The organism is Carnobacterium funditum DSM 5970, from assembly GCF_000744185.1.
GTDB classification, from domain to species: domain Bacteria; phylum Bacillota; class Bacilli; order Lactobacillales; family Carnobacteriaceae; genus Carnobacterium_A; species Carnobacterium_A funditum.
This window is the reverse complement of record NZ_JQLL01000001.1, coordinates 1,411,407-1,425,322: the sequence shown is the minus strand read 5'-3', so window position 1 is coordinate 1,425,322 and position 13,916 is coordinate 1,411,407. Positions and strand designations below refer to the sequence as shown.

At 35.2% G+C, this 13,916-nt stretch carries 14 protein-coding genes; 8 read left to right on the top strand and 6 right to left on the bottom strand.

The features are described from left to right. The first annotated feature begins 80 nt into the window (after positions 1-80). The 5 genes from BR44_RS06615 to BR44_RS06595 all read left to right on the top strand — a co-directional run bounded on the left by BR44_RS06615 (position 81) and on the right by BR44_RS06595 (position 4,506). Entirely contained in the window at positions 81-1,058 is a 978-nt protein-coding gene (locus BR44_RS06615) for an NAD(P)H-quinone oxidoreductase (RefSeq protein WP_034553064.1), read from the top strand. Positions 1,059-1,154: 96 nt separating this feature from the next. After that, the gene (locus tag BR44_RS06610) at positions 1,155-1,910 is read left to right on the top strand and encodes a tRNA1(Val) (adenine(37)-N6)-methyltransferase (protein ID WP_034551408.1); all 756 of its coding nucleotides are present in this window, start codon (positions 1,155-1,157) and stop codon (positions 1,908-1,910) included. Continuing rightward, complete coding sequence (locus tag BR44_RS06605) at positions 1,894-2,253, top strand: GIY-YIG nuclease family protein (protein ID WP_034551407.1); 360 nt, start codon at positions 1,894-1,896, stop codon at positions 2,251-2,253. Before BR44_RS06610 ends, BR44_RS06605 begins: the two co-directional genes overlap by 17 nt. Next, entirely contained in the window at positions 2,231-3,109 is an 879-nt protein-coding gene (gene rsmI / locus BR44_RS06600) for a 16S rRNA (cytidine(1402)-2'-O)-methyltransferase (RefSeq protein WP_034551404.1), read from the top strand. The genes BR44_RS06605 and rsmI overlap by 23 nt, the downstream gene beginning before the upstream one ends. 152 nt (positions 3,110-3,261) lie before the next feature. Continuing rightward, positions 3,262-4,506 carry an MFS transporter gene (locus BR44_RS06595; protein WP_034551401.1) on the top strand — a complete coding sequence of 415 codons (1,245 nt, stop codon included), beginning with the start codon at positions 3,262-3,264 and terminating at the stop codon, positions 4,504-4,506. A gap of 49 nt (positions 4,507-4,555) precedes the next feature. Here the strand turns inward: BR44_RS06595 and BR44_RS11895 are convergent, their stop codons facing one another. Next, a complete protein-coding gene (locus BR44_RS11895) occupies positions 4,556-4,696 on the bottom strand; it encodes a hypothetical protein (protein ID WP_245592933.1) in 141 nt (46 codons plus the stop codon). Positions 4,697-4,742: 46 nt separating this feature from the next. Then, on the bottom strand, positions 4,743-4,991 hold the full coding sequence (locus BR44_RS11890) for an MscL family protein (RefSeq protein WP_245592932.1): 249 nt from the start codon (positions 4,989-4,991) through the stop codon (positions 4,743-4,745). Positions 4,992-5,122: 131 nt separating this feature from the next. Here BR44_RS11890 and BR44_RS06585 point away from each other — a divergent pair, with 131 nt between their 5' ends. Beyond that, the gene (locus tag BR44_RS06585) at positions 5,123-5,968 is read left to right on the top strand and encodes a hypothetical protein (RefSeq protein WP_034551400.1); all 846 of its coding nucleotides are present in this window, start codon (positions 5,123-5,125) and stop codon (positions 5,966-5,968) included. 344 nt (positions 5,969-6,312) lie between these two features. Beyond that, positions 6,313-8,205, top strand: coding sequence for an asparagine synthase (glutamine-hydrolyzing) (gene asnB, locus BR44_RS06580; RefSeq protein ID WP_034551398.1), 1,893 nt, complete (start codon positions 6,313-6,315; stop codon positions 8,203-8,205). Between the two features lie 88 nt (positions 8,206-8,293). Here the strand turns inward: asnB and BR44_RS06575 are convergent, their stop codons facing one another. From BR44_RS06575 to BR44_RS06560, 4 genes are all read right to left on the bottom strand, one after another. Beyond that, the gene (locus BR44_RS06575; RefSeq protein WP_034551396.1) at positions 8,294-9,430 is read right to left on the bottom strand and encodes an NAD(P)/FAD-dependent oxidoreductase; all 1,137 of its coding nucleotides are present in this window, start codon (positions 9,428-9,430) and stop codon (positions 8,294-8,296) included. A 211-nt stretch (positions 9,431-9,641) separates the two neighbouring features. Beyond that, positions 9,642-10,886: a glutamate-5-semialdehyde dehydrogenase gene (locus BR44_RS06570; RefSeq protein WP_034551394.1), complete on the bottom strand. Its 1,245-nt coding sequence runs from the start codon at positions 10,884-10,886 to the stop codon at positions 9,642-9,644. Positions 10,887-10,911: 25 nt separating this feature from the next. Then, positions 10,912-11,739: a glutamate 5-kinase gene (gene proB / locus BR44_RS06565; protein WP_425393557.1), complete on the bottom strand. Its 828-nt coding sequence runs from the start codon at positions 11,737-11,739 to the stop codon at positions 10,912-10,914. Positions 11,740-11,998: 259 nt separating this feature from the next. Further along, positions 11,999-12,514, bottom strand: a complete 516-nt coding sequence (locus BR44_RS06560) for a type 1 glutamine amidotransferase domain-containing protein (protein ID WP_034551390.1) — start codon at positions 12,512-12,514, stop codon at positions 11,999-12,001. A gap of 925 nt (positions 12,515-13,439) precedes the next feature. Here BR44_RS06560 and mgsA point away from each other — a divergent pair. Next, entirely contained in the window at positions 13,440-13,865 is a 426-nt protein-coding gene (mgsA, locus tag BR44_RS06555; protein WP_034551388.1) for a methylglyoxal synthase, read from the top strand. Positions 13,866-13,916: the final 51 nt, after the last annotated feature.

The window sequence follows — 13,916 nt, the reverse complement described above, 5'->3', positions numbered from 1 at the left end:
AAGATAGTTAAATAAAAGGTGGTAAAAAGAAGCTCTTTCTTTTTACCACCTTTTATTCAAGAAAGGAAGGGTTAATCATGATGAAAGCAGTCAGCATCGTGCGTCCTGGAGACTCATCTCAATTAATCATCGAACAAAGAGAAAAGCCTATTCCAAAGTCTACTGAATTACTGATAGAGGTTAGAGCAGCAGCGTTAAACCGTACAGATTTACTGACACGAGCCAATACGTTATTAAAGGCTCCTTATCCAATATTAGGTGTTGAAGTTTCTGGGATAGTTGTGGAAAATCCAGGAACAGATAAGCGATTTAAACCAGGAACTAGAGTAGCAGGATTAGTTAATCAAGGCGGTTACGCCCAATATGCTGTTTTACCGGTAGATCGTGCAATACTGTTACCTGAAAATATTGGTTTCGATTGTGGTGCTGCCATTCCTGAAGTATTTTTGACGGCTTACCAAACGTTGTGTTGGCTAGGAGAACTTAAGCCAGAAGAAACAGTTTTAATTCATGCAGGTGCTAGTGGTGTAGGGACTGCTGCTATTCAAATAGCCAAGCATATTATTGGAGCTCGTGTTATTACAACAGCTGGATCGAAAGAGAAATTAACGGTTTGTGAAAACCTAGGAGCAAGTGAAACGATTAATTATAAAGAAGAAGATTTTTCAGAAAAAGTTTTAGCTTGTACCAACCAAGAAGGAGTAGATTTGATTCTTGATTTTGTCGGTGCTTCGTATTGGGAGAAAAATATAGAAAGTTTAAAAAAAGACAGCCGTTTGATTTTGATTGGTACCTTAGGTGGATCAATTGTAAAAGAAGTAAATCTATTGGAACTATTAACTAAACGAGTGACGTTGAAAGGAACATTATTGACGCCTCGTAGCGATGCTTATAAAGCTAAACTTACTCAAGAGTTTATAAAGGTGGTTATGCCTTATCTAGAATTGGGTACGATAAAACCCGTTATTGATACTATATTTTCTTTAGAAGAAGTTGAAAAAGCTCACCGTTACATGGAATCTAATGAAAATATTGGTAAAATCATAGTAACCATTTAACTTATATCTATAGTATAAAATAAGCCAATAGCTCAGCTGTTGGTTTATTTTATGCTATAATGGAGGATGATTAACATCAATAAAGGAGTGTCATGCATGGAAGAATGGTTACAAGAAGACGAGCGAATAGATCAACTCATCCGTCATGAATTAAAAATTATTCAAAGCCCATCTGTTTTTTCGTTTTCTTTGGATGCTGTATTACTAGGAGAATTTGCTCAAGTACCCAAACATAACAGAGCAAAAATTGTAGACCTGTGTGCAGGAAACGGAGTTGTCGGTCTATTATTGAGTAAGAAAACCAAAAGCTCTATTGTGGGGATTGAGCTTCAGCCACGTTTGGTGAATATGGCAGAACGCAGTATTCAAATGAATTATCTGGAAGACCAGTTGTCAGTTGTTGAAGGAAATATAAATGAAGCGCTAAAGTGGGTAAAGAAGGATTCCATTGATATTGTTACATGTAACCCGCCTTATTTTGCTAACGAAGGCACGAGTATTAAAAATCCTAATTCTCATTTGGCGATTGCTAGACATGAATTGCATACAAATTTAGATGAACTAATGAAAGTAACGAGTGGAATGTTGAAGATGAATGGGAAAGCTTACTTTGTGCATCGTCCTGACCGACTACTTGAGATACTGGATGCAATGAAAAGACATCGATTAGCACCTAAAAAAATAAGATTTGTTTACCCTAAAGAGAATAAAGAAGCGAATACATTGTTGATTGAAGGGATCAAAGATGGAAAGGATAATGGCTTTCGTATTTTGCCACCTTTAATTGTCTACAGTCAAGACAATCAATATTTGCCTGAAGTGGAAGAGATGCTATATGGGAAAAATAGTTAGTTATTTTTATGTTTTATATTGTAAAGACGAAAGTTTCTATGGCGGGTACACAACTGATTTAGTTCGAAGAGAAAAAGAACACAATACCGGTGAAGGGGCTAAATACACGAAGCCAATCACGCGTCGTCCGGTTAAAATGATTTATGCAGAAGAGTTTAAAACACGCAGCGAAGCCACTAAAGCAGAATATGCTTTTAAAAAACAGTCTCGCAAAAAAAAAGAACAATTTTTACGAGTAAAGGGAATTAAATTCCCGGTAGATTTAAGTCAATCTTGTATAATAAACAACAACTTAATAAACGTAAAGGAGGCGGAACCAATTGAAAAGCCAAAAGAGTTTTGAAAAAGAAGTTAGAGGAATACTGTATCTCATTCCAACACCTATTGGTAATCTAGAAGATATGACTATTCGTGGCATTAGATTACTCAAAGAAGTTGATTTAATCGCTTCAGAAGATACACGAAACACCCAGAAATTATTAAATCATTTTGAAATAAAGACGCCTCAACTCAGTTTTCACGAACACAATACAAAAGAACGAATCCATCAATTGATTGAAAAATTATTAGCAGGAGATGCAGTCGCTCAAGTTAGTGATGCAGGTATGCCGTCTATTAGTGATCCTGGACATGAGTTAGTTCTTGCTTGTATCGAAGCTGATATTCCAGTTGTTCCGTTACCAGGAGCAAATGCTGGATTAACAGCTTTGATTGCATCAGGAATTGCACCACAGCCTTTTTACTTTTATGGTTTCTTGCCGCGGAAGAAAAAAGAGCAACTAAATGAGTTGGAAGAGTTAAATTGCAGACCCGAAACACTAATTTTGTATGAATCGCCCCACAGGTTAAAAGAAGTGTTAAAAAACATGTTAACTGTATTTGGACCAGAACGGAAGATGGTTTGTTGTCGCGAATTAACTAAGCGTTACGAAGAATTTATCCGTGGAACGATAGAAGAGATGGTCGAGTGGGCCGCGAATTCAGAAATCAGGGGAGAATTTTGCTTAATTATCGAAGGAAATAGTGAAGGTTCTTTAATGGCGAAACCAGATACTTCGTGGGAAAGTTTATCGGTAATAGAACACGTAAATCTTTTAATGGAAGAAAAAGAAATTACGAGTAAGGAAGCCATTAAACTGGTAGCTAAAGTGAGAGAGAGTAAAAAGCAAGAAATTTATGCTATTTTTCATAGTATCTAATAAAGAATGAAACATCGTGGCTTTTGTCATGGTGTTTTTTTAAAACAATGACACAAAAAGGGTTGCTCAAAAATAGAATAGTCCGTATACTACTATTAATACCATAAAATAATGAATGACAGAGATCATTCGTTTTAGGAGGAAAATAAAATATGGAACAACAAACGGCAACTGGTAATCAAACCATGTCAGGCTACCAAAAGAAAGTTTTAGCTTCATCAGCAGTAGGATACGGATTAGAGAATATGGATATTATGTTTCTTTCCTTTTCACTATCTTCTATTACTGCTCAATTGCAGCTAACGAGTGCGGCAGCAGGACTGATCTCTACGATAACAAATCTAGGGATGTTATTAGGGGGCGTTTTATTTGGGGTGTTGGCAGATAAACATGGCCGAGTTAAGATGTTTAGTTATACAGTGTATATTTTTGCGTTTGCCACTGCAGCGATGTACTTTGCAAATGACATCTATTTAATCTATATTTTCCGGTTTTTAGCGGGTATAGGGGCTGGTGGGGAATATGGAATAGGGATGGCGTTGGTTGCTGAAGTTTTCTCTAGGAAGAAAATGGGCGCTATGACTTCTATTGTAACAATTTCTGGTCAAATGGGTTCAATCTTAGCAGCCATTCTAGCAGCATTAATTATTCCGACATTGGGCTGGAATACCTTGTTTTTATTTGGATTGTTTCCTGTCGTTATGGCCATCTTAGTACGTAAACATCTAGATGAAACAGATGAATGGAAACAAACAAAACTAGAAAAAAATGGACCTTCTATCTCAATTAAAGAGTTATTTAAAACAGCAAAATTGGCAAAACTGACTATATCGCTAATGTTGATGGCTACTGTTCAAATTGCAGGCTACTTTGGACTAATGAACTGGCTGCCATCTATTTTACAAAAAAGTTTAGGTTTATCCGTATCTGGTTCATCTATCTGGATGATTTCTACGATTATTGGAATGAGTATTGGGATGCTGTTGTTTGGTAGACTTTTAGATAAATTAGGTGCTAGAACAGCATACGGGTTATTCCTATTAGCTTCTGCTGCCTCAGTTTTTCTTTTTGTAACAGCAACGAGTGAGTGGACCTTATTGTTAGGCGGAGCCGTTGTAGGATTCTTTGCTAACGGGATGTTTGCGGGTTATGGGGCGATTGTTGGAAGACTTTACCCAACCCATATTCGTTCGACAGCTAATAATGTTATTTTGAACGTTGGGCGAGCAGTTGGAGGCTTTTCCTCTGTAATAATTGGGGTTATTTTAGATAATTACAATTTACTAGCCGTTATGTTATTTTTATCAGCACTGTACCTGTTTAGTTTTGTCATTATGATGAGTATTAAAGGCTTGAAGAAAGAAAACTATCAAAACCCTGATTATCAAGTAGAATAAAGTGACCAAAAAAACTCTGAAGGAGTTTTCCTTCAGAGTTTTTTTGTGTTTAAGGTAAATCAGTAGGAATTCTTTCCTTAGCTAACAAATTACGTATATCTTTCAAATATTGTTCAGCGGCCGGAATTTTAACTTCTGTTTTTTCAATTCCTTCTTCTTGTTTAAACTTAGCAACAGCGGTATTAATCATTTTTATAAATATAAAAACAACAAGTACAGTAATTAAAAAGTCATAATTAAAAAGTTAATAATAGCTTGTAAAAAAATCCATATGCTAGCTTAGCGGATCCTATGGTAACGGATAATGCTGAAATATCATGACCGCCAGTTAGTATACCAACTACTAGTATACTAATGTTTTCTACCAAAGAAGTAATAATTGTTGTAAAAGCAGCACCATTAACAATGCCGGCTGCTAGGTCAAGAACATTTCCTCTGAAGGCAAACTCTTTAAACTCAGTTAGGAAGTTTTTTATGAGGATCATCCCTTCATATAGTTATTGTAGGTAAGTATAGTTGAAACAAAGAGGTTATACAAATATTTAATAAAGCAGTAGGAAGATGCAGAATTTAAGGTATAATGAAGAAGAGAAATGTTTAAAGGAGGAATTAAAAGATGACTAAAAAATTAACGATTTTTTTTATAGCGACAACTAGTCTATTTGTATTAAGTGCCTGCGGTGAAACGACAAATAATACATCAATGGAATCATCAACGAGTTCCAGTGTAATAGAAGTAGATTCATCTAACCAAACACAACCTGCTGAAGATGGCTACCGTACAGTGTACAAAGCTAGCTTAGCACAATTTGAAAATGATAAATTAGATGAAGCAGCCGGCACTATTGAAAATGTGTTAGCAAATGAGTTATCTGACTACCCTGAGTTAAAAAGCCAAGCAACTGAATTGAAAACAAAGATTAATACTGCACAAGCCGAGAAAGCTAAATCTGATAAAACAGCGACACTTCTTGAAAACTCAGAATATAAAACGGAAAGAGTTTCTGAATTAGCAGCAACTGATTTCAGAGATGCAACGGGCCAAGACATTAAAAAGGCTAGTGATGATGATATTAAAACATGGTTAGCTAAAAAAGAAACAACTGAAAATATCGCAATGGAAACTGTAGAAACAGTTTCGCCAGAACCATCAGAGGTTTCATCAGAAAGCTCAAGCAACAGTTCAGAACCATCAAACGAAGTACCCGTAATGTCAGTCGAAGAAGAACGAATCATGGTATTAGAAAAAATTGTAACTATGACGGGTATTTCTGCAAAAGACAATCAATTTTATAGCTCAAAAGAGGATGAAAAAACCTATCAAGTAGAAGTTCGCTATGCTCATGAGGTGGATGGGGTAGAAATATCGAATATGGTTGGTATGTTTAAGTATGATCTATTAACAGAAACATTAATGAAGATGGATCCATTGACCGGAGAATATAACGTCTACACAAAATAAGATAAACGATGACGATAAGAACGGAACACTCTAAAGAATTAGAGAGTGTTCTTTTTTTATCTTTAACGATTTTAAAAATAATTTCCTCATACACAGTTATCTGTCCAAAACTACTTTGTGCTAAATAGTGCTTTTTTTCTTATAAAATAATAACAAAAAGTAATAATTGCAACGATTTAGACATAAATGTGGCTGATTTGTCATTTTATATTGAAATTAAAAAGAACTTCCTGTAAATTGAACTATGTAGGATAGTAAATTTGATTCAACTTAAAAATAATGAATGTAAATGACAGTATAAAATAATTTTTTGTTTGAGAGCTGAAGGAATGAGGGAAATTAGAATGTGTGGATTTGTTGGATATGTATCGAATGAAAAAGAACAATTAGTTAGAAATCAAAAAAAGCTTGTTCAAAAGATGAACCAATCTATTGTGCATAGAGGTCCAGATGAAGAAGGCTACTACGTTGATGAATCTATTTCACTAGGGTTTCGGCGTTTAAGTATCATTGATATTGAAAATGGCCATCAACCATTATCTTATGAAGAAGAACGGTATTGGATTATTTTCAACGGTGAGGTATATAATTACATAGAGTTAAGAGATGAATTAGTTATTAAAGGCTATACCTTCCAGACAGATAGTGATACAGAAGTCATATTAGCTACTTATGCAGAGTACAAAGAAAAGATAACAGCTAAACTACGTGGCATGTTTGCTTTTGTTATCTGGGATAAACAAGAAAAAACATTTTTTGGAGCACGTGATCAATTTGGTATTAAACCCTTCTATTACGCAATTGAAGATGAAGGACTTTATGTATCTTCTGAAAAAAAAGCTATTTTAAGCGTGATTGGTAATAAGGAACTAGACCAAGTTGCTCTACAAAATTATTTAACCTTTCAGTATGTACCTAGTTCAAACACCTTGCATAAAACAATTAAAGAATTACCACCAGGACACTATATCACTAAAAAAGAAAATGAAGAAATGATTATTACAAAGTACTGGCAGGCTGATTTTAGACCAGTAAAGAATACTGAAACGATATTTGCTGAAAAAATAAAAAATAGTCTATATGATTCGATTGAAAAGCATATGCGTTCAGATGTGACGGTAGGCTCTTTTCTATCAGGTGGGATTGACTCATCCATTATTGTTGCGATAGCTAAGGAGTTTAATCCAAAATTAAAAACCTTATCCGTTGGCTTTGAACGAGAAGGGTATAATGAAATAAACTTAGCCGAAGAAACGGCAGAAGAATTGAAAGTAGAAAATTTTAGTTACACCATTACCGCCCAAGAGTTTATGGATGAATTCCCTAAATTTGTATGGCATATGGATGACCCTTTAGCTGATCCAGCAGCTGTACCTCAATTCTTTCTATCAAAGTTAGCTCGAAAACATGTGAAAGTTGCTTTATCAGGCGAAGGTGCAGATGAACTATTTGGTGGGTACGGCATTTATAATGAACCACATTCTTTAAGACTATTTGCTAATACAGGTCGTGTAACGAATTACGCGATCAACTACTTAGCTAGATTAATGCCAGAAGGGGTGAAGGGTAAAAGTTTTCTTTTAAGAGGAACAACCTCTTTAGAAAAACGTTACGTAGGCAATGCTAAGATATTTGATGAAGTAGAAAAGAAAAAAATCTTAACAAATTATAATCTCAACTATCCTTATAAAGCAGTAACAGAGACCTTGTATCAGCAGACAATTGGATACAGCCCTATAGATAGAATGCAGTTGATTGACATCAATACATGGTTAAGCGGTGATCTATTATCGAACGCAGATAGAACAACGATGGCTCATGCTTTGGAATTAAGAACACCTTTCCTGGATAAAGAAGTATTTAAGGTTGCTCAGCAAATCCCAGCTAATCTGAGGATTGCCAATGGGACGACAAAATATATTTTAAGAAAAGCTGTTGAAGGGATAGTCCCAGATAACGTTTTATATCGTAAAAAACTTGGGTTCCCAGTTCCTATTCGTCATTGGTTAAAAGATGAAATGTATGACTGGGCTTTGAAGATTATTAATGATTCTCAAACAGACCATTTATTGAATAAAAAATACGTAGTAGATTTATTAAACAAACATCGAGTGGGTAAAATTGATCATTCCCGTAAAATATGGGTGATGCTGACGTTTATGGTTTGGCACCGTGTCTATGTCGAAGACAAAGAAGAATTTTTAATCGAACCTTTAAGTTACGCAGTAAAACAATAATTTACTGCTAAGATTAAATAAACGAATAGGAAAAAATAAAAGGAGCTGAGACAGTATTGTCCCAGCTTCTTTTATAAGGTAGTAATTGTTAGCTGTTTCGGGCGATTTTTTTAATGTAGCGAGCTACAGGATAATCAGATATTGGCAGATCGGTGGGCTTGTCCATGATTAATTGAGTCAACATACGAGCAATAATTGGCCCTGAAGTTAAGCCAGAAGAACCTAAACCGCTGGCTACGTAAAGCTTAGGAGATTGTGGAACTTCACCAAAAAATGGAGCAAAGTCAGAAGTAAACGCACGAGTACCAACGCGTGCTTCTTTAATTTTTGCTTTCGCTAAGCTAGGGGCAAAATTAGAAGCCTCGTTTAACATCGCAGTTAGTTTTTCTTCAGTGAGCGTTAAGTCATAACCTTCATCGTTTTCGTGGGTAGCGCCTACCACGATGCGTCCGTTTGGAAAAGGAATAATATCTTTTTCGCCATCTGGCATAACGACTGGCCAATCTTTTGTTTCTTTTGCTACTTCTAAATAAACTAATTGGCCTTTTTGTGGACGGATATCAACAGAAAAGCCTAAAGGTTCTAAAATTTCTGGCAGCCAAGCACCTACAGCTAAAATAACAGCAGAAAATGGTTGGGTCTCTTTAGTTGTGGAGATAGAATAAGTTCCATTATTGGAAGATATTAGCTGAGCTTTTTCGTTCAAATACTCTGCACCATTTAAAATAGCCGTATCTAACAGCTTTCTAGTCAGTAATGACCCATCAACTCGAGCTCCACCGGAGGCAAATAAAGCGGATTGATTTGTTTCTATCAAAGGAAGCTTGGTTTTAATTTCAGCAGGTGAAAGGATAGCGAGTTCACCAATCTCAGGTGCTAGTTCTCTTCTTTTTAAAGCTATTTTTTCAAGTTTGGTTAATAATTCAGGAGATTTTTTAAAAACCAGTGTCCCGACTTGACGATAAATGTCAGAGTCAGCCGCATCTTCGTTCAAGTCATGGAGCAACGTTGGGTAAAAAGCTGCACCAGCAGCGGCTAATTGATACCATTTTTTATTGCGGCGTTGTGACAGCCAAGGGCAGATAATTCCAGCAGCGGCCGATGTTGCTTGCCCTGTTCCCTCATCATAAATGGTGACATCGTAGCCTTCAGAACTCAGATAAAATGCAGTTGTTGCTCCTACGATGCCAGCACCGACAATAGCAATGGATTCTTTTTTATTCATAATGAGTCACCTTTTCTCTTTAGATTCTCTCTTAGTGTAGCATAAACACAAAAAATAAAAGTAGATTAATTTTTTATTAAATGGAGTTAAAATAGATATTCAAGGGTATCTGATTCAAATGACTTAAGTAGAATCTGAAACAAATAAAAAACCAAGCTTAACGACACCTTGGTTTAAATTATAGATGATGAAATTTTCAATAAAATAGAAATTAACGAATCTGTCCTTCTCCAAAGACGATATATTTGGAAGAGGTTAATTCAGCGAGACCCATTGGTCCTCTAGCATGTAGTTTTTGAGTACTAATGCCGATTTCAGCACCAAAGCCAAATTCAAAACCGTCTGTAAAACGTGTCGAGGCGTTGATATAAACGGTTGAAGAATCGACTTCGCGATGGAATTGTTGTCCTGAAAAATAATTATCTGTCACGATGGCTTCAGAATGACCAGTGCTATATTGATTGATATGCGTGATGGCCTCATCTAATGAAGAAACAACTTTTACGGCTAAAATAAAGTCAAGAAACTCTGTTTCCCAATCTTCTTTTGTTGCTAGGATAGATTTTTCTAACAATTGAAAAGCTTTTTTATCTGCTCTTAATTCAACAGTGTATTCAGCTAAAGCTTTTTCAATAATAGGCAAAAATTCAACAGCAACGTCTTCATGAATCAACAAAGTCTCTGCAGCATTACAAACGGAAGGGCGAGAACATTTTGCATTAACGATAATATCTGTTGCCATTTTTAATTGTGCATCTTTATCGATATAAACATGGCAATTGCCTGTTCCGGTTTCGATAACAGGAACAGTGGCCGTTTCCATTACGGTTTGAATTAAGCGTGCTCCTCCACGAGGAATCAAAACATCCAGATAACGATTTAAACGCATCATCTCACGAGCCGTTTCTCTAGAAGTATCTTCGACTAATTGAAGACAAGCTGTGGGGAAGCCAGTAGTTGCTAAAGTAGATTGAAGAATTTTAATCAACGCTTTATTAGAGTAGATAGCTTCTTTTCCGCCTCTTAAGATAACCGCGTTACCTGATTTAAAGCATAAACCTCCTGCATCTGTAGTCACATTTGGGCGAGATTCATAAATGATACCGATTACTCCAAGAGGAACACTTTGTTTTCCGATAGTTAAACCGGCTTCGTTTTTCCACATACCATCAACTACTCCAATAGGATCCGGTAAATCAGCAATTTGATTCAGACCGTCTGCCATTTCTTGAAGACGATCTACATTCAAAATTAATCGATCTAAAAGCGTTTCTGGAATATTATTTTTTTTAGCGGCGGCTAAGTCTTTTTGATTGGCTGATAGAATCTCGTCAATATTATTTAAGATTGCTAGGCTCATCATTCTTAAGGCATTATTTTTTTCTTTTGTTGAAGCTAGTGCTAGATAGCGACTAGCTTTTTTAGCATCTTCGCCAAATTTTATTAATGTTTTCATATAAATTAAGATTCCTCTCTATGGGTTAGTCGTGTGCAGGGGTAAAAAGTGTACCAATTTCTTCACCGGCAATAATTTTAAAAATATCTGTTGGATTTGCACCGTTCGCTAGAACCATTTTACTGGATTGTTTTAAAACATGTTCAGCTGCTTTTAATTTTGAAACCATACCACCTGTTCCGAATTTCGAACCTACACCGCCTGCAAGTGAGTATAATTCTGGAGTGATACAATTAACTTCATGGAACAAATTAGCCTGATCATCTTCATTAGGATTACGATCATAAAACCCATCTATGTCTGATAACATAATCAATAAATCAGCTTGAGTGATTTCTGCTACGATAGCTGATAATTGGTCATTATCGCCAAATTTAGTAGCATGATCTAATTCATCAACAGCAACGGTATCATTTTCATTCACAATAGGAATAACTTTTTGTTTGAGTAGTTGTTCAAAAGTATTAATAGCGTTCAAACGACTTTCTGGAAAAATAATAATATCTCTAGTCATTAGGACTTGTCCAATAATTTGACCATAGTTGAAGAAAAAAGTACTATATAAACTCATTAGCTCACTTTGTCCAACTGAGGCAACAGCTTGTTGTTCAGGAATAGATCTAGGAGATTGTTGTAATTTTAATCGGTGAAGCCCAACGCCAACGGCTCCTGAGGAAACTAATATCACTTCTTTACCTTGATTTCTTAAATCACTTAGAACAAAAGATAATTTATCTAGTTTTTGTAAATTAACCGTTCCATTAGGATACATAATCGTGCTAGTGCCAACTTTTATGACAACGCGTTCACATGTTGCTAAAGTTTGTCTTGCTGTTTTATTCATTACACCCATCCATTCTTTCTTTCAGAATATAGTCATTTTAAAAAAATTAACTAAACTTCAATTGCCTACAATTCTAACAGTTTTCGATTGAAAAAACTATCCTCTCATTATGCATGTAAAGGAATAGTAGAAAATAACGACGCTGACTGGTAGTTATTCTATTATTAAGTAATTTTTATTTGCTTCAAACAAAAAGGCTCTCACAGATTTTTTTCCTGTAAGAGCCTTTTGATGATTAACTTGTCTTCAATAACTTTAATTGAATAGTTTAAGATAAAGCTTCTAAAATGGCTTTGTTAAAAGCAGGTAAGTCTTCAGGAGTTCTACTCGTGATCAGACCACTATCGTCCTTAACGACTTCGCTGTCTTCATACAAAGCTCCGGCATTTTTTAAATCTACACCGACTTGTTTAACAGAAGTCATTTTTTTGCCTTTAACAACTTCGGCATTAATTAGAAGTTGAGGGCCGTGACAAATAGCAAAGATTGGTTTATTAACCTGTACAAACCCTTTAACAAAAGTCAGGAATCGCTCATCTGCACGTAGTTGATCAGGAGAGAATCCACCTGGAATCAATAAAGCATCAAAATCTGCCGGAGAAACATCATCAATACTTTTGTCAATCGTAACAATGGCATGTTCTTTAGCGCCCACTACTTGAATTCCTGCTTTTTTTTCAATAGTGGTGATTTCATGACCTGCTTTTGTCAGTGCTTCTTTCGGTGAGGTAAACTCGCTATCTTCAAATAAGTTCGTTATTACTACTGCAATTTTTTTCCCCATGCTTCGATTCCCTCTTTCTATTATTTATTAATACAAGTGTATCGTAAGAAAAACAGAGGTTCAAGAATAAACACCTAATCAATCTAACGGTATCTCTTAGATTCAAATTTTTTTACTTTCAATCAGAAAATATAAAGATAAAAGATACACAACAAAAAGCCACTTGTTTTTAAAACAAGTGGCTAAAAGGAGTAGTACCTATACTTTGGAGGAGTATTAGGTAAAATGAAAATATAAAAAAGGTGGTTGTTATTGGTATGTCCTTACTATACTGACGAAGTATGAAGAATGTATGAATAAACATGACTTTTTTTGTTAAGAATTGAAAAAGAGAGGAGAAATTTAAATTTTTTATACCCTGAAGCAGTCATAGGATCTTTTACAGAACTATGTTTATCGTACTAGTTAGATTATCGGTTTTTATTCAAGAAAACAAAATTTTTTAAAAATTTCTTTCCCATTCGTCCATTTTAGTGCCGAAATGGATAAGTCTGGGATATTTCTTATTTTCACCCAGAAAAAGAATGGACAAGTTACCGATTTTTTATCGCTAACTCACTAACGTGCTTATCTGAAAGAGCGTTGCACCGAGATTCACAAGCCTCTCAATTAAGAAGGAGCTTAACTAGCTAAAGGTGGTATAAAAAGAGTGGAAATATAGTAGATTCCACAACTGAAATGAATCAAATTGTAAATGAACTTGACGATAGCGTAAAACAATTCATTGTAGAACAAAACTAAATTCATCATAGTGTGCTTACAATGCTTAAATATACTAATTGGCTCAAGCTAACTATTTATTGCTATAGTTAAATTGAGCTTACTTTTTTGTTTCTTAGTTAGGTTAGGTTAGTGTAAAATATGCGATTTCATTCTTTCCATGTTATTATTAGTGTAAGGTTAGAATGAAAAAGGAGGAATAAGATTGAATATTGCATTGATTGCTCACGATAAGAAAAAAGACGAAATGGTCAAACTAATTTCATCTTATCAAGATATTTTAAAAGAACATTCTCTTTATGCTACCGGAACAACAGGCAAAAGAATTATTGATGCGACTGATCTAGATGTCCACCGGTTTAAGTCAGGACCATTAGGTGGAGATCAACAAATTGGAGCTTATATTTCAGATGATAAAATAGATATGGTGATTTTTTTGAGAGATCCATTAACAGCACAACCTCATGAACCAGACGTCAGTGCTCTACTACGTTTAAGTGATGTTTATGAAATTCCTTTAGCTACTAATATGGGAACAGGAGAGATTTTATTACGTGGTCTAGGTGAAGGCTTAGTCGATTGGAGGAAAATACATCACCATGCTGGACGCTCAATATTAAATAGAGAATGATAAATAACATTCTCCTCCAAAGCATTATTAATGCTTTGAAGGAGAATGTTA